This window comes from Streptococcus sp. STC1396 (assembly GCF_058933875.1).
In genome coordinates this window covers 42170-57631 of sequence record NZ_JBZYCU010000008.1, presented here as the reverse complement: position 1 = coordinate 57631, position 15462 = coordinate 42170, and the positions used below count along the sequence as shown (strand labels likewise).

Below are 15462 nucleotides of genomic sequence, written 5' to 3'. Positions count from 1 at the left end.
AATAGAGTCAATAAAAAATTGAACAAGAGGAGGCAGTCAGATGCCTAAATATATTAAAGCAGATCAATTTTTCTATCCTCAAGGGATTCGTAAGGGTGGATTTTTGGAATTGATCGATGGAAAATTTGGGAAATTGGTGCAAGAAGTGCCTGCTGATGCGGAAGTGATTGATTACACAGGCTACTCTGTCGCACCGGGTCTGGTGGATACCCATATCCATGGTTTTGGTGGGGTCGATGTCATGGACAATAACATCGAAGGTACCCTCCACACCATGAGTGAAGGGCTTTTGACGACAGGGGTTACCAGTTTTCTGCCGACTACGCTGACCTCTTCCTATGAACAGCTCTTGGCTGTGACGGAAAATATCGGTGCCCGCTATCAAGAAGCTAGCGGTGCCAAGATTCGCGGTCTCTATTTTGAAGGGCCTTACTTTACCGAAAAGTACAAGGGGGCCCAAAATCCAGCCTATATGAAAGATCCGCGCATGGATGAATTTCGTGCTTGGCAAAAGGCATCCAACGGCCTACTCAATAAGATTGCTCTCGCTCCAGAACGTGCTGGCGTGGAGGAATTTGTCCGCACCATCACTGATGAAGGTGTGACAGTGGCGCTGGGGCACTCCAATGCGACTTATGATGAAGCCAAGACAGCAGTAGAAGCGGGAGCCAGTGTTTGGGTGCATGCTTACAATGGCATGCGGGGCTTGACCCACCGCGAGCTGGGTATGGTTGGGGCTATGTATGAGTTACCCCATACTTACGCAGAGCTGATTTGTGATGGTCACCATGTGGATCCCAAAGCCTGTGATATTTTGCTCAAGCAAAAAGGCCATGAACATGTGGCTCTCATCACTGACTGTATGACTGCAGGAGGTCTGGACGACGGCGACTACATGCTGGGAGAATTTCCAGTAGTCGTAGCCAATGGTACGGCCCGCCTCAAATCTACCGGCAACTTAGCAGGATCAATCCTGCAGCTCAAAGACGGCCTGAAAAATGTGGTTGAGTGGGGCATTGCTAACCCTCACCAAGCAGTCATGATGGCTAGTCTCATCCCAGCAAAATCCGTACACATTGATGATGTCTGCGGCCAGATCAAGGAAGGCTACGATGCTGACTTTATCGTTCTGGACAAGGATTTAGAGCTGGTTGCCACTTATCTGGATGGTGAAAAACGTTTTACAGTATAAAATAGTAAACCATTCGTTTTAAAAAGTCTCCTTATATTTTTCAGAAAGGATAGGTTAATGGCCTATCCTTTTTGTTGGCTTTGGCAAACTTTCAAAGCTCAATCCTAGGTCGCTCCTTATATCTGCTTCAAAAGAGCTGTTTCTGAACGGAGCTCCCATTTTTCCTTGAAGAATTTGCTTAGTTTTTGAGGTTAGATTAAGAGCTGCAAGCTACTTTCTTCAGTAGTCTAATCAGCCAGAAGATGTGAAATGTGCGATGAGAGAAGTTTGAATTGCTGGTAGGGGCGTGATATAATATGATTATATGATTAGACGGGGGTAGGATATGAAAAAGATTGACGTAAAATTTCTGGTAATGGGAGTTTTTTTCCTTCTTTTCGGGCTTGTTTTGAAACGTTTTTTAATGACCTTTATCGGCTTGGCCTTTATCAGCTACAGCTTTTTCAGTAAAGGCATGGCACCAACGAAAGAAAATATTTTCAAACCAAAATTTCCTAAAAAGAAAAAAGGGAAATGAGCTTTCTTGGCATTGGCGAGGAAGCTTCTGCCGGATAAAAGAATGCTGAACTGTGCATAGATAAAAATCAAGGAGGCATGAGATGAAAGACTATCTCTTAAACAATGGTGTGAAAATTCCAGTCCTGGGCTTTGGCACTTGGAAGGCTCAGGATGGTGAGGAAGCCTATCAGGCAGTGCTGGCCGCTCTCAAGGCAGGCTACCGGCACATTGATACGGCAGCGGTCTATAAGAATGAAGAAAGCGTTGGCCGAGCCATTAAAGACAGTGGCATTGCGCGTGAGGATCTTTTTATTACCACCAAGCTCTGGAATAGCAATCATACTTATGAAGAAGCTCAGGCAGCTTTTGCCCGTTCTATGGAAAGGCTGGGCTTGGACTATCTGGATCTCTATCTTATCCACTGGCCCAATCCAAAACCTTTGCGAGAAGATGGTGCTTGGAAAAAACGCAATGCAGAAGTATGGCGGGCCATGGAAGACCTCTATGAGGCGGGCAAGATTCGGGCTATCGGCATCAGCAATTTCCTGCCCCATCACCTAGAGGCTCTGCTTGAGACAGCGCGCATCACTCCGGCTGTCAATCAAATCCGCCTAGCACCAGGCGTCTATCAGACAGAAGCGGTGGACTTCTGCCGTGAGCGTGGTATTTTGCTAGAAGCTTGGGGACCTTTTGGTCAGGGAGAGCTTTTCCAAAATCCAGCAGTGCAGGCTGTCGCAGACAAGTATGGCAAGACTATTGCCCAAGTCGCTCTGGCTTGGAGTTTGCAAGAGGGCTTTCTGCCCCTGCCTAAGTCAGTCACTCCGAGCCGAATCGCCAGTAATCTAGATTGCTTTGACATTGAGCTAGATGCTGCTGACATGGAACTTCTTAAAAGCATACCTGTCGAAGCTGGGGCGCCAGATCCGGATAATAAGGATTTTTGATAAAAGTGTCCTTTTGTCAAAGTTCAGATAGTGAAAGCTTGTCGGTCGATTACTTAACTCGCATTTTTTAGCTATGCCAGTGAGATTGTCGTAGTTTCAGATCAGCACCATGCAGTCTTGGAGCTCCACTGGTTGGCTGGAGATTATCTGCAACTATTCTGTAAAGTGTTTGAACTCTTGAAAGTGAAAAGGTAGAGGAAAAGAAAGGCGATCTAGACTTCGATTGGTGCTGTTTGCTAAAATTTCAAAGCAATCGATGAGTCGAACGGTACCATTTACTAAAGTTTCGAGGTAGTAGAGGTTTCGAATGCGACTATTTACCAAAGTTTATATGTATTCTAGGCATCGTAAGATATGGTTTACAAAAGTTTTTTAGCAATCTAGGCATCGAACACCTCAATCACTCATTTTTTACAGACAAATAGTCCCTCAGTTGACCTAGAATGATAACCAAAGGTCAGTCAGATGGGAGGCTATTTGTCTCTTTTTCTTTTAAAAAGGTGGAAATATACTTTATAAAGCAAAGATTTTTTAGAAAAAATGCTCTTTCAGGCCTAAAAAATGACATTTCAGGACGGCTTTCACAAAATATTTTATCGGCATGCTATACTGACATTATCAAGTTAAAGGAGATAATGAAGATGAGCATCGCTAAAAAATCAGAAGACACCTATTTTTCATGGTTCAATCTTTTGCTAGTCTTATTGCTAGTTTTTATCCTTGGGCAAATCTTAGCTCTCAAGTTTGATTGGTCAGATCCTCTCAACCCTAAGGAAAGAATTATCCAGCAGGACAAGGAACACAAAAAAACTTCTTTCAATCCGCACCGTCCTTTTGAACTCAGCTTGTTTGAAGACTGATTCTTATTTCTCCGCTAACTGTAACTATATAGATAACTATTCGATTTTGGAAAGGATTCATTATGACAACTACCTACACCATTCGTCCTCTAGCTTATAGTAATTTTACTCATCGTGAGTTTGAAAGCTTGATGGCAGACTCTCATATGATTCTCACGAATTTTACCAAGTCCCATAAGAACGAGGATATGTATACGAAGCACCTTGAGAGCTTTGATAGCAAGCTAGAGCAGTTCCAAGCTCAGCTAGCTAATGTGGAGACTAAGCAATCCATGAGTCTAGCGGAAGTCGATAAGGAGCGTGACAGTGCTCTGGTTGGTCTTTTCACCCTGCACAGGGGCTTTGCTAAGATTAAGGATGCTAATCTTAAGGCAGCACACGAAAGTCTATCCCCAGTCTTTACCAAGTATAAGGACATCCCCAAGCATACCAATGATGTCGCCACTGCTGAGATTAAGAGTCTCCTCAAAACCCTAAAGGAAGAACCTTTTCAGACAGCAGTGACTACTCTGGGACTCTTACCTATGCTTACTGCTGTAACGGCTGCTCAAGAAGAATATGATAAAGTAGAAGCCTTAGCACGCGCAGCCAAGTCAAGCAAAGAAGTCGGTAAAACGAAGCAGCTGCGCATGCAACTCTCCCGCTCTTACGACCTCTTTATGCGCTATACCGCAGCCTCCGCAGAAGCCTATCCGGAGAAAACCCACTTGACCAAACTCCTCAAAGATCTCAATACCATCCGAGACAGCAAGCGACGTCTAGTCGGCACAAATAAGAAAACAAAAACGGAAGAGACAAGAGAAAAAACAGAATAAAGCATCATCCCTTAGAATCGGAATCTAGGGGGTTTTTGCTGGTTTCGTGGTATAATTTTAGTAATTGTCTATAATATAGAGGAGAAATTTTATGGTAAATAGTACTTTCCTTTCAGAAACTATTTTAATCTTGGGTAACGGTTTTGATATTGCGATGGGGCGGAAAACGAAGTATACGGATTTTATAGAGTTTGAAAAACAATTATTTTCTAATCCAGATGAGAAATTACTGGAGTTTCTAAAAGCTAAAAATATTAGTATTGAGAAATACAAAAATAATTTATATTTGAGATTTATTAATGAGAACAAAGAAACTATCGGGGAAAACTGGTCCAATCTTGAAATTATAATTTCGCAACTTGCAGATGCGATAATGCAATTTAAAGAAAATAGTGATTTGTTATATAGTACCACTAATGAACCTTTACCTAGATTTATAGAAAACTGGAAGCTTAGATGGCGAAGAAGTAGTAATTGCAGTTCAAAATCATATGTTGCGGATACATTTTCCTTCCTATTCTATGAAAAAGGCTGGAGTTCTTTGGAGAGAGATGTTGCACTGGAATATTTAAATAACGAATTTATTAGACAGCTTGATTTCTTAACAGAACTGCTAGAAATCTATCTGTCATATTTAGATTATTTAGATTTTGAAGTTCGAGGGATTAAAGCAAGTCCAACAGCATTGGATGCAATACCTAATTTATTAAGTTCTTATGTTTTAAACTTTAATTATACCAATACCTCAGGGTATCTATTTGAAACTGTTGAAGAAAGAACTCATTTCATACATGGTCGAATTGATTTAGATAGAACTTTCAGCCGAATCAATACCATGGTATTTGGAATTGAAGATAAAGAGAATGATGTCAACAGTGATTTGATTCCTTACCAGAAATATTATCAAAGAGTTGTCAAAGAAACAGGAAATACATTTGAAGAATTTTTTATTCTTGAATATACAATATAAGTGCACAATAAAACTCATAAGATTTTCTAGTAAAATAGAATTGAACCAACTAGTTACGAAAGGAAATCTTATGAGCTATCACCATTTTACCATAGATGAGCGGGAAAGTATTCTGATTTACCGTACGCAAGGTCTAAATTTTTCTCAAATCGGAAAATTACTTCATCGTCATCCTTCCAGCATTAGTCGGGAATGGAAACGTCATACGAAAGAAAACAGCTACTCTCCCAACAAAGCACAAGCATCTTATCAACTGGCAAAATCACATTGTGGACGAAAGAGAAAGCTGGATCTAGACTCGAATCTAAGTAAAATAGTCAAGCACCTTTTTCTCGATTGCCAATGGTCTCCTGAAGAAATAGAAGGCCGGTTATGCCTAGAGTATGGGAAATCTGTTATTAGTTATCAAACGATTTATAGAGCCATCTATCGCGGTCACTTTGACGACAAGCTGTCACATGGTGCTCGTGGTGTGATTCGCAAACTCCGTCATCGTGGGAAAACACGTCATACGAAAGGTCATGTTGAAAACAGAGGGAAATTTCCTATTTCTCATACCATTCACGAAAGACCCGAAGAAGCAAACAAGCGAGCTAGGATTGGTGATTGGGAAGCAGATACGGTTGCAGGGAAAACTGGAAAAGCTTGTCTAGTTACTCTAACCGATCGCTATTCTCGTTTTCTTAAAATCAAGAAGGTAGCGGTCAAGAAAAGCAAACTGGTCATAGAGGCTATGGTACAAATGTTGGAGCCCTTACCGAAAGAAACCGTCACTCCCGATAGAGGAAAAGAATTCACGAATCATCAAGACTTGACGGACAAATTAAAGGTAGAGGTCTATTTCCCAGACCCTCATGCGCCTTGGCAACGAGGAACAAATGAGAATACCAATGGATTACTACGAGAATATTTTCCCAAAGGGAGCGACTTAACATTCATTGACGAGCACACCATTCAGCTGTGGGAGGATAAACTAAATAATAGACCACGAAAGTGTCTCAACTGGAAAACTCCTTATGAAGTATTTTATGGCAAAATTGTGCACTTAATTTGACAATTCAAGTTAAGAGAAATTATACTGGAAAAAATACTTCTGTTGTAGGGCGTGCTGTTCCGACTAGAGTTCCAGCTTCGAAAAACATTGTTATTTTTGGTCATTCAGTAGATCCTTTAGATAAAGAAATTTTTCAAAAATGCTTTGAATTAGCAGCGCTTGGTGAGTATCCTTATCGATTTATTTTTACTTATTTTGATGAGGCAGCTAAACGCTCTATCGTTAAGAACCTAGCAATCATTCTGGGAAAAGAAAAATTGGTAGAGCTGACAGGCCAAAGAAAAGTGGTTTTTGTGAAAAGTGATGATGCAAATGGCATGAAGGATGCCTTTTTGAAATGGAGTTTACCGGGGAGGTAAAAACTGAAAGATTTATATTCTTAGAATGAAGGTGTTTTAATCAAAGATTAACATGTTTTATAAAATAGCTACTAGTTAAGTTAAATATAAATCCTGTAAAGAATTATATTTTTACAGTGTCCTACTACTTTCAGAGGAATTTTTCACCAATCATCAGAAAAGCATTTTACAAAAGCAATCTTTTTTGTTACAATAATGCCTAGAAAGAATTCTCATTGTCTACTTTCTAGCGAGTCCGGGTTGGTGGGAGCCGGATAGGGAAGCAGTGCAGATGGCGCTTTCGGTTAGAATTTACAAATAGAATGAAGTAATAAATTAGGGTGGAACCGCGTTTTGACGCCCCTAGGTTGAAATAGCCTAGGTGTGTCTGATGTGGTTCTTTTGCTTGTTCAAACGGAACAGAGGACAGGTCTAGCGCTAGAAATGAAATAAACTAAAGGAGTAACAAATGTCTAAAAAGTTAACGTTTCACCTCGCCAAAGTCAATTGCGAACCTAAGGGTTCGATTGACTGACGACAACCGCTATGGGGCGGTTTGTCTAGGCGATGTACTAGCTTTTCAAAAGGGAAATAATCGTTCCCTTTTGAACGCTTCGCAAGAATTTCAAGAAACTAAAGGAGTAAAAAATGTCTAAAAAATTGACTTTTCAAGAAATTATCTTGACTTTACAGCAGTTCTGGAATGACCAGGGCTGTATGCTCATGCAGGCTTATGATAATGAAAAGGGTGCGGGAACCATGAGTCCCTATACCTTCCTGCGGGCTATTGGGCCAGAGCCTTGGAATGCTGCTTATGTAGAGCCGTCTCGTCGGCCGGCGGATGGACGTTACGGGGAAAATCCTAACCGTCTTTACCAGCACCATCAATTTCAGGTGGTTATGAAGCCATCTCCAAGCAATATCCAAGAACTTTACTTGCAGTCTTTGGAGCTTTTGGGCATCAATCCGCTGGAGCATGATATCCGCTTTGTCGAGGATAACTGGGAAAATCCGTCAACTGGCTCGGCTGGTTTGGGCTGGGAAGTCTGGCTGGATGGGATGGAAATCACTCAGTTCACATACTTCCAGCAGGTCGGAGGTCTGCCAACTCAGCCGGTGACTGCTGAGGTGACTTATGGTCTGGAGCGTCTGGCTTCATATATCCAAGAAGTGGACTCTGTCTATGATATTGAGTGGGCTGATGGCGTCAAGTACGGCGAAATTTTCATTCATCCTGAGTATGAGCATTCCAAGTATAGCTTTGAGGTCAGCGACCAAGACTTGCTTTTGGAGAATTTTGAGAGGTTTGAAGCGGAAGCTAAGCGTTGCCTGGACGAGCATCTGGTGCACCCGGCCTACGACTACGTTCTCAAATGCTCGCATACCTTTAACCTCTTGGATGCACGCGGAGCTGTATCTGTGACAGAGCGGGCTGGTTATATCGCTCGTATTCGTAATCTGGCGCGTGTCGTGGCCAAGACCTTTGTGGCTGAGCGCAAGCGTCTGGGCTATCCGCTTTTGGATGCAGAGACGCGCGAGAAACTCTTGGCAGAGGAGGGAGAATAATCATGGTAAAAAATTTATTAGTTGAATTAGGCTTGGAGGAAATGCCAGCCTATGTCGTGACACCGAGCATGAAGCAGCTGCGCGATAAGATGGGGGTCTTCCTGACAGACCATCGTCTGACCTTTGAGAAAATTGAAATGTTCTCAACACCGCGTCGTCTGGCGGTGCGCGTGGTTGGCTTGGCGGACAAGCAGTCTGATTTGACCGAAGATTTCAAAGGCCCTTCTAAGAAAATCGCACTGGATGCAGATGGGAACTTTACCAAGGCTGCCGAAGGTTTTGTCCGTGGCAAGGGCTTGACGGTTGAGGACATCACTTTCCGTGAAATCAAGGGCGAAGAATATGTCTATGTGACCAAGGAAGAAGTCGGTCGCCCGGTAGAGGAAATCATCCCAGCAGTGACGGAAGTTCTGCAAGCTTTGACTTTCCCTGTCAGCATGCACTGGGCCAACAACACCTTTGAATATATCCGCCCGGTCCACACCTTGACTGTACTCTTAGATGAGCAGGTCTTTGACTTGGATTTCTTGGACATCAAGAGCGGCCGCACTAGTCGTGGACATCGCTTTTTGGGGCAAGAAACGCAGATTGCTTCAGCGAATTCCTATGAAGATGACTTGCGGGCTCAGTTTGTCATTGCCAGTCCTCTTGAGCGGGGAGATATGATTGTCGAGCAGATTCGAGCACTTGAAGAGGAGCACGGGGTTTCTATCGAGATTGACGAAGACTTGCTCAATGAAGTCCTGAATCTGGTAGAATATCCAACTGCTTTCCTAGGTAATTTTGATGCCAAATATTTAGAGGTGCCTGAGGAAGTCTTGGTAACTTCCATGAAAGAGCACCAGCGTTATTTTGTTGTGCGCGATGCTGAAGGCAAACTTTTGCCGCACTTTATCTCTGTTCGCAACGGAAATGCAGAGCATTTAGAAAATGTCATAAAAGGAAACGAAAAAGTCTTGGTAGCTCGTCTGGAAGATGGGGAATTCTTCTGGCGGGAAGACCAAAAACTAGCTATTGCCGACTTGGTTGAAAAGCTGAGCAATGTGACCTTCCACGAAAAGATTGGCTCTCTGGCAGAGCACATGGAGCGGACTGGCAAGATTGCTGCTCTCTTGGCGCAAGAAGCAGGATTGGATGTTGATGAGACAGCCGACTTGGCTCGTGCAGCGGCTATTTATAAGTTTGACTTGCTGACTGGCATGGTTGGGGAATTTGATGAGCTGCAAGGTATCATGGGTGAGAAATATGCTCTTCTTGCTGGTGAGAATGCTGCGGTGGCAGCTGCCATTCGGGAGCACTATATGCCGACTTCAGCCGATGGCGAATTGCCTGACACCAAGGTCGGTGCGGTCTTGGCTCTGGCTGATAAGCTGGATACCATTCTGTCCTTCTTCTCAGTTGGCTTGATTCCAAGCGGTTCCAATGACCCGTATGCTCTGCGCCGTGCGACTCAGGGTGTTGTGCGTATCTTGGACAAGTTTGGCTGGAACATTGACTTGGCTCAGCTTCTTGGTCGACTTTACGAACTCAAGTTTGATAGCCTAAGCTATGACAATCAAGAGGCCGTGCTAGACTTCTTCCGTGCCCGTGTTGAGAAAATGATGGATCGCAGCATTCCAAAAGATATCGTGACAGCTGTTCTTCAAAGCACTCACTTTGTCGTACGTGATTTGGTAGAAACAGCTGCGCTTTTAGCGGAAAAAGCTCAGAAAGACAACTTTAAGTCAGCAGTGGAAAGCCTGTCTCGGGTCTTTAATCTTGCTGAGAAAGCCCAAGGTCAAACAGCTGTCAATCCAGCTCTCTTTGAAAATCAAGAGGAAAAAGACCTGGCTGCAGCCATTGAAGAAGTGGAGCTGACCGCAGACTTAGCTGCCAATCTGGATCAACTCTTTGCCCTCAGCCCAGTTATTGACGCTTTCTTTGACCATACCATGGTCATGGCAGAAGATGAGGCTGTGCGTAACAACCGCCTAGCTCTCCTAGCTTCTTTAACGGCTAAAGCGGGACAGCTGGCGCAGTTTAATCAGATTAATACGAAATAAAAGGTAAGAGAGAGGTAGAATCATGGATCCTAAAAAAATTGCCCGTATTAATGAACTGGCTAAAAAGAAAAAAACAGTCGGTCTGACTGGTGAAGAAAAGGTAGAGCAGGCCAAGCTTCGTGAAGAGTATATCGAAGGCTACCGTCGCTCTGTTCGCCACCACATTGAAGGCATCAAGATTGTCGACGAGGCTGGCAATGATATAACGCCTGAAAAGCTGCGTCAAATCCAGCGTGAGAAAGGTCTTCACGGCCGCAGTCTGGATGATCCAGAATCATAAGAGAAAAGACCGAAAGTCATTAAAAGCAAGGCTTAGAACCGCGTTTAAAACGCTGATTCTAGGCCTTTTGTAATGGTTACTCGGTATGCAACACTGCGAAAATGAGTGCTTGCTTAGTAGTTTGTCACTGCCATCCGTTCATTTTTTGTAAAAGATATGATAACAACAGTCAGTTTTTCTCGTTTTAAGGTCGCAGACTTTTTCATACCTTTGTCGTGTTCAATTCTCTTTTTATGATTTTTTGGGTCTGAGTGTGGTATAATAGATAAGATATGACAAAAGAATTTCATCACATCACAGTACTTCTTCACGAAACGATTGACCAGCTTGCTGTTCAGCCAGATGGTATCTATGTTGATGCGACTTTGGGCGGAGCTGGTCACAGCGAGTATCTCTTGAGCAAGCTGGGGGAAAAGGGGCATTTGTATGCTTTTGACCAAGATCAGGCTGCGATTGACAATGCCAAAAAACGTCTGGCTCCCTACATTGAGCGGGGCATGGTGACCTTTATCAAGGATAATTTCCGCAATCTCAAGACTCGTTTGAATGAAGCAGGAGTTGAGAAAATCGATGGGATTTGTTACGACTTGGGCGTATCTAGTCCGCAGCTGGATGAGCGGGAGCGTGGTTTTTCTTATAAGCAGGACGCGCCTTTGGATATGCGGATGAATCAAGATGCTGCTTTGACAGCTTACCAAGTTGTGAATCAATATGCTTATCATGATTTGGTTCGTATTTTTTTCAAATATGGCGAAGATAAGTTTTCCAAGCAGATTGCCCGTAAGATTGAGCAGGCGAGGAGAATCAAGCCCATCGAAACGACGACAGAGCTGGCTGAGATTATCAAATCAGCCAAACCTGCTAAGGAACTGAAGAAAAAAGGTCATCCGGCCAAGCAGATTTTTCAGGCCATTCGGATTGAGGTCAATGATGAGCTGGGAGCGGCTGATGAGTCGATTCAGCAGGCCATTGACTTGTTGGCTATAGGTGGTCGTATTTCAGTGATTACCTTTCATTCGCTGGAAGATCGTCTGACCAAACAGCTTTTTAAAGAAGCCTCAACCGTAGATGTTCCAAAAGGTCTGCCTTTCATACCAGATGATTTGCAGCCCAAGCTAGAACTGGTAAGCCGCAAGCCGATTTTACCAAGCAAAGAAGAATTAGAAGCCAACAATCGCGCTCATTCTGCTAAACTGCGCGTGGCTAGGAAGGTACATGAGTAAGTTTCATGGCAGATAAAAAAAATCATTCTATTCAAAATCGTATTCGAAAATTTTCCCGAGTTGAAAAAGCCTTCTATGGTTCCATTATTTTAACAGCGATTATTCTTGCGGTTAGTATCGTTTTTATGCAGACAAAGCTGCTGCAGGTTGACCGTGATTTGACTGAAGTCAATGCTAATATTGAGTCGGAGCAGGCTGAGCTTGATGATATCAAGCAGGAAGTCAATGAATTGACACGCTATGAAAGACTTTCCCAGCTAGCTAGTTCTCAGGATATGAAGCTCCAAAAGGGAAATCGTAAAACAGTGAGCACAACGAATGAAGAATAAAATGTTAATTACTATAAAGAAATATGCATTGAAAAATCGGCGTACTGCCCAGTACAATCGACGACGGGTAGGAAAAAGCATGAGTGTGTTGGCGATTTTTCTCTTTTTCATCTTTTTGATTAATTTTGCTATTATTATCGGAACGGATCAAAAATTTGGCGTTGATTTGTCGGAGGGAGCCCAGATTGTTCACCAAAAAACAGTAGTTGTTGCGGCCAAGCGGGGAACCATTTATGATCGAAATGGTGTTCCGATTGCGGAAGATGCAACGACCTATAATGTTTATGCTGTCATCGATAAAGAGTATAAGTCAGCTGCGGGGAAAATCCTTTATGTAGAAGAGTCGCAGTATGATAAGGTTGCTGATATTTTTAACAAATATCTGGAAATGGATAAGGACTATGTCAAGCAGCAGCTTTCTCAAAAAAACTTAAAGCAGGTTTCTTTCGGTTCCCAAGGTAATGGTGTTACCTATAGCACTATGAGTGCAATTCGGGAGGATCTGAAAGCTGCTGGGGTTGAGGGAGTGGACTTTACGACAAGCCCTAACCGAAGCTACAGCAATGGCGTTTTTGCATCCCAATTTATCGGGCAGGCCCAGTTGCAGGAAGACAAAGAGGGCAATAAAACCCTTGAAGGAACCTCGGGACTGGAGCAGTCGCTCAATCGGATTTTGGCGGGGCAAAATGGCCTTGTCACCTATGAAAAAGACCGCAATGGAAATATTGTCCCAGGATCTGAGCAGGTTTCCGTTAAAACAGAAGATGGAAAAGATGTCTACACCACACTTTCTGCCCAGTTGCAGACATACTTGGAAACGCGGATGGATGCTTTTCAGGAGACTGCAAAAGGAAAATATGTCAGTGCAACCTTGGTCAGTGCGAAAACAGGTGAAATTTTAGCCACGACCCAGCGCCCAACTTACAATGCCGATACCAAGGAAGGTTTGAACGCAGAGCATTTAAAAACCTGGAATAGTTTCCTTTATCAGACGCAGTATGAGCCAGGTTCGACGATGAAGGTGATGACTCTGGCTTCGGCGATTGATAATGGCACTTTTAATCCTAATGGTACTTATGACAACACGGAATATAAGATTGCGGATGCAACCATTCGTGACTGGGATGTAAACTCAGGCCTATCAACAGGGCAAGTCCTGACCTATGCCCAAGGATTTATCTTCTCTAGTAATATCGGTATGACGCGCATTGAGCAAGCCATGGGAAATGAGAAGTGGTTGGATTATTTGTCGAAATTCAAATTTGGCTTACCGACCCGTTTCGGCATGGGCTATGAGGAATATGGCGCCCTGCCTGATGATAATGCTGTAACCATTGCTATGAGTGCTTTCGGTCAGGGGATTGGGGTGACTCAGGTTCAGATGCTGCGCGCCTTTTCAGCTATTTCAAATAATGGTGTGATGCTGGAGCCAAAATTTATCTCAGCTATCTATGATTCTAAGACAGACAGTGCCCGTAAATCTCAGCCAGAAATCGTTGGAAATCCAGTCTCAGAGAAAGCTGCGAAAACGACTCGGGATTATATGATCCAGGTCGGAACAGTTCCTTATTATGGAACACTGAATATTGGTGGGGAACCGGTCATCAAGGTTTCTGGGCAGAATGTTGCTGTTAAATCGGGAACGGCTCAGATTGCATCGGAAAAGGGCTACTTGGAAGGGGAGAATGATTATATTCACTCCGTTGTAGCCATGACGCCAGCCGAAGATCCAGATTTCATCATGTATGTCACTGTCCAGCAGCCAGAAGTCAAATTTTCGGCTATTTTCTGGCAGGAAGTTGTCAACCCTGTTTTAGAGGAAGCCGTGGCCCTTAAAGACAGTTTGAATCTGGCTGGCGATAGCCCTGCTTTGGAATTAGTTGACAAAGAAACGACCTACAAAATGCCGTCTATCGATGGTTTGACCAAGCAACTGAAGCTGAAAAACCAAATTAGCCCAGGAGGCTTGGCTGACGAACTGCGCCGTAATCTGGTGCAGCCAATCATTTTAGGCACAGGCAGTGACATCAAAAAGGTGTCTGTAAAAGAAGGAAAAAAACTAAAGGCTAATCAACAGATTTTAATTTTAACTGACAAATTTGAAGATTTGCCGGATATGTATGGCTGGACCAAGGAGAATGCTGAGCAATTTGCCGAATGGCAGGGGCTTGAAATCACTTTTAAAGGTGAAGGCTCAAAAGTTGTCAAGCAGAGCGAGAAAGTCAATACAGCACTGAAAGATTTGAAAAAAATTACAATTACACTGGGAGACTAGCATGTTAACAGCAATTATTGCAGGAATTCTAACCTTTATCCTAACGATTGTTGGGATTCCTGCCTTTATCCGTTTTTATCACAAGGCGCGTATATCAGGGCAACAGATGCATGAGGATGTCAAGCAGCATCAGGCTAAGGCTGGAACGCCGACGATGGGGGGAACCGTCTTTTTGGTTGCTTCGGTTTTGGCTAGTTTTGTAACAGCTTTGGTTGCTCATCAGCTGTCCAACAGCCTGATTATGATTCTTTTTATCTTGGTCCTCTATGGAATCGTTGGTTTTTTGGATGATTTCCTCAAGGTCTTCCGTAAAATCAATGAGGGGCTCAATCCCAAACAGAAACTGTTTCTGCAGTTGGTTGGCGGAGTCGTCTTCTACTTCTTTTACAATCAGCACGGAGCAGGCGACTTTCTCAATGTTTTTACTATTCCAGTGCATCTGGGCTTCCTCTATATCTTTTTCGTCCTCTTTTGGCTGGTTGGCTTTTCCAATGCTGTGAATTTGACCGATGGAATTGACGGTTTGGCCAGTATCTCCGTTGCGATTAGCTTGGTAGCCTATGGAGTGATTGCTGTGGAGCAAAAGCGTTTTGACATTTTGATTGTCATCATCAGTATGATTGGCGGCTTGCTGGGCTTCTTTACCTTTAATCATAAGCCAGCCAAGATCTTTATGGGAGATGTGGGAAGTTTGGCTCTGGGCGGTATGCTAGCCGCAATCTCGATTGCTCTGCACCAAGAGTGGACCTTGCTCCTTATCGGCATCGTCTATGTTTTTGAGACAACTTCTGTCATGATGCAGGTGACTTATTTCAAGTTGACGGGCGGCAAGCGGATTTTCCGTATGACCCCGGTCCATCACCACTTTGAGTTGGGTGGCTTTTCTGGTCATGGTCAGCCTTGGAGTGAATGGAAGGTTGACTTCTTCTTCTGGGGAGTAGGCCTCTTAGGTAGCTTGCTAACTTTGGCAATTCTATATTTGTGATGTGAAGGTGGGCGCAAGCCCGCCTTTTCTCGTCCTGAGCTGAGCAGAAAAGATATTTTTTTGGTATAATGGATAAGATTAAGAGTGAACA

13 protein-coding genes and 2 pseudogenes are annotated in these 15462 nt (G+C 43.4%); all 15 read left to right on the top strand.

The features are described from left to right. The first annotated feature begins 40 nt into the window (after nt 1–40). The 15 genes and pseudogenes from nagA to mraY all read left to right on the top strand — a co-directional run bounded on the left by nagA (nt 41) and on the right by mraY (nt 15371). On the top strand, nt 41–1192 hold the full coding sequence (nagA, locus tag AC5FEC_RS04185; protein WP_217473145.1) for an N-acetylglucosamine-6-phosphate deacetylase: 1152 nt from the start codon (nt 41–43) through the stop codon (nt 1190–1192). Between the two features lie 325 nt (nt 1193–1517). Continuing rightward, nucleotides 1518–1709, top strand: coding sequence for a hypothetical protein (locus tag AC5FEC_RS04180; protein WP_062201882.1), 192 nt, complete (start codon nt 1518–1520; stop codon nt 1707–1709). Nucleotides 1710–1791: 82 nt separating this feature from the next. Then, entirely contained in the window at nt 1792–2634 is an 843-nt protein-coding gene (locus AC5FEC_RS04175; RefSeq protein WP_493661397.1) for an aldo/keto reductase, read from the top strand. A 641-nt stretch (nt 2635–3275) separates the two neighbouring features. Beyond that, entirely contained in the window at nt 3276–3494 is a 219-nt protein-coding gene (locus tag AC5FEC_RS04170) for a hypothetical protein (RefSeq protein WP_217473142.1), read from the top strand. Between the two features lie 62 nt (nt 3495–3556). Beyond that, nucleotides 3557–4309, top strand: coding sequence for a DUF6261 family protein (locus AC5FEC_RS04165; RefSeq protein WP_493661396.1), 753 nt, complete (start codon nt 3557–3559; stop codon nt 4307–4309). Between the two features lie 91 nt (nt 4310–4400). Then, nucleotides 4401–5264: pseudogene (locus AC5FEC_RS04160) on the top strand (AbiH family protein); the annotation flags it as partial. 85 nt (nt 5265–5349) lie between these two features. Further along, complete coding sequence (locus AC5FEC_RS04155) at nt 5350–6333, top strand: IS30 family transposase (protein ID WP_493661395.1); 984 nt, start codon at nt 5350–5352, stop codon at nt 6331–6333. A gap of 77 nt (nt 6334–6410) precedes the next feature. Continuing rightward, nucleotides 6411–6692 (top strand): annotated as a pseudogene (locus AC5FEC_RS04150) (AbiH family protein); the annotation flags it as partial. Between the two features lie 627 nt (nt 6693–7319). Then, nucleotides 7320–8237: a glycine--tRNA ligase subunit alpha gene (gene glyQ, locus AC5FEC_RS04145; protein WP_493661394.1), complete on the top strand. Its 918-nt coding sequence runs from the start codon at nt 7320–7322 to the stop codon at nt 8235–8237. A gap of 2 nt (nt 8238–8239) precedes the next feature. Then, nucleotides 8240–10279 carry a glycine--tRNA ligase subunit beta gene (glyS, locus tag AC5FEC_RS04140; protein ID WP_493661393.1) on the top strand — a complete coding sequence of 680 codons (2040 nt, stop codon included), beginning with the start codon at nt 8240–8242 and terminating at the stop codon, nt 10277–10279. A 22-nt stretch (nt 10280–10301) separates the two neighbouring features. Further along, nucleotides 10302–10559, top strand: coding sequence for a DUF896 family protein (locus AC5FEC_RS04135; protein ID WP_062201872.1), 258 nt, complete (start codon nt 10302–10304; stop codon nt 10557–10559). 272 nt (nt 10560–10831) lie between these two features. Next, entirely contained in the window at nt 10832–11782 is a 951-nt protein-coding gene (rsmH, locus tag AC5FEC_RS04130; RefSeq protein ID WP_493661392.1) for a 16S rRNA (cytosine(1402)-N(4))-methyltransferase RsmH, read from the top strand. 5 nt (nt 11783–11787) lie between these two features. Then, nucleotides 11788–12111 (top strand): cell division protein FtsL, encoded by a 324-nt coding sequence (gene ftsL / locus AC5FEC_RS04125; protein ID WP_037615236.1) that lies wholly within the window; start codon nt 11788–11790, stop codon nt 12109–12111. Further along, nucleotides 12101–14386, top strand: coding sequence for a penicillin-binding protein PBP2X (gene pbp2x / locus AC5FEC_RS04120; protein WP_493661391.1), 2286 nt, complete (start codon nt 12101–12103; stop codon nt 14384–14386). Before ftsL ends, pbp2x begins: the two co-directional genes overlap by 11 nt. Before the next feature lies 1 nt (nt 14387). Continuing rightward, on the top strand, nt 14388–15371 hold the full coding sequence (gene mraY / locus AC5FEC_RS04115; RefSeq protein ID WP_493661390.1) for a phospho-N-acetylmuramoyl-pentapeptide-transferase: 984 nt from the start codon (nt 14388–14390) through the stop codon (nt 15369–15371). Nucleotides 15372–15462 lie beyond the last annotated feature (91 nt).

What these genes read in the sequence shown, in the direction of transcription:
- pbp2x (WP_493661391.1), top strand. Translation starts at nt 12,101, where the DNA reads ATGAAGAATAAAATGTTAATTACTATAAAGAAATATGCATTGAAAAAT.
- mraY (WP_493661390.1), top strand. Translation starts at nt 14,388, where the DNA reads ATGTTAACAGCAATTATTGCAGGAATTCTAACCTTTATCCTAACGATT.
- AC5FEC_RS04155 (WP_493661395.1), top strand. Translation starts at nt 5,350, where the DNA reads ATGAGCTATCACCATTTTACCATAGATGAGCGGGAAAGTATTCTGATT.
- AC5FEC_RS04170 (WP_217473142.1), top strand. Translation starts at nt 3,276, where the DNA reads ATGAGCATCGCTAAAAAATCAGAAGACACCTATTTTTCATGGTTCAAT.
- AC5FEC_RS04165 (WP_493661396.1), top strand. Translation starts at nt 3,557, where the DNA reads ATGACAACTACCTACACCATTCGTCCTCTAGCTTATAGTAATTTTACT.
- glyS (WP_493661393.1), top strand. Translation starts at nt 8,240, where the DNA reads ATGGTAAAAAATTTATTAGTTGAATTAGGCTTGGAGGAAATGCCAGCC.
- nagA (WP_217473145.1), top strand. Translation starts at nt 41, where the DNA reads ATGCCTAAATATATTAAAGCAGATCAATTTTTCTATCCTCAAGGGATT.
- glyQ (WP_493661394.1), top strand. Translation starts at nt 7,320, where the DNA reads ATGTCTAAAAAATTGACTTTTCAAGAAATTATCTTGACTTTACAGCAG.
- AC5FEC_RS04180 (WP_062201882.1), top strand. Translation starts at nt 1,518, where the DNA reads ATGAAAAAGATTGACGTAAAATTTCTGGTAATGGGAGTTTTTTTCCTT.
- rsmH (WP_493661392.1), top strand. Translation starts at nt 10,832, where the DNA reads ATGACAAAAGAATTTCATCACATCACAGTACTTCTTCACGAAACGATT.
- AC5FEC_RS04175 (WP_493661397.1), top strand. Translation starts at nt 1,792, where the DNA reads ATGAAAGACTATCTCTTAAACAATGGTGTGAAAATTCCAGTCCTGGGC.
- ftsL (WP_037615236.1), top strand. Translation starts at nt 11,788, where the DNA reads ATGGCAGATAAAAAAAATCATTCTATTCAAAATCGTATTCGAAAATTT.
- AC5FEC_RS04135 (WP_062201872.1), top strand. Translation starts at nt 10,302, where the DNA reads ATGGATCCTAAAAAAATTGCCCGTATTAATGAACTGGCTAAAAAGAAA.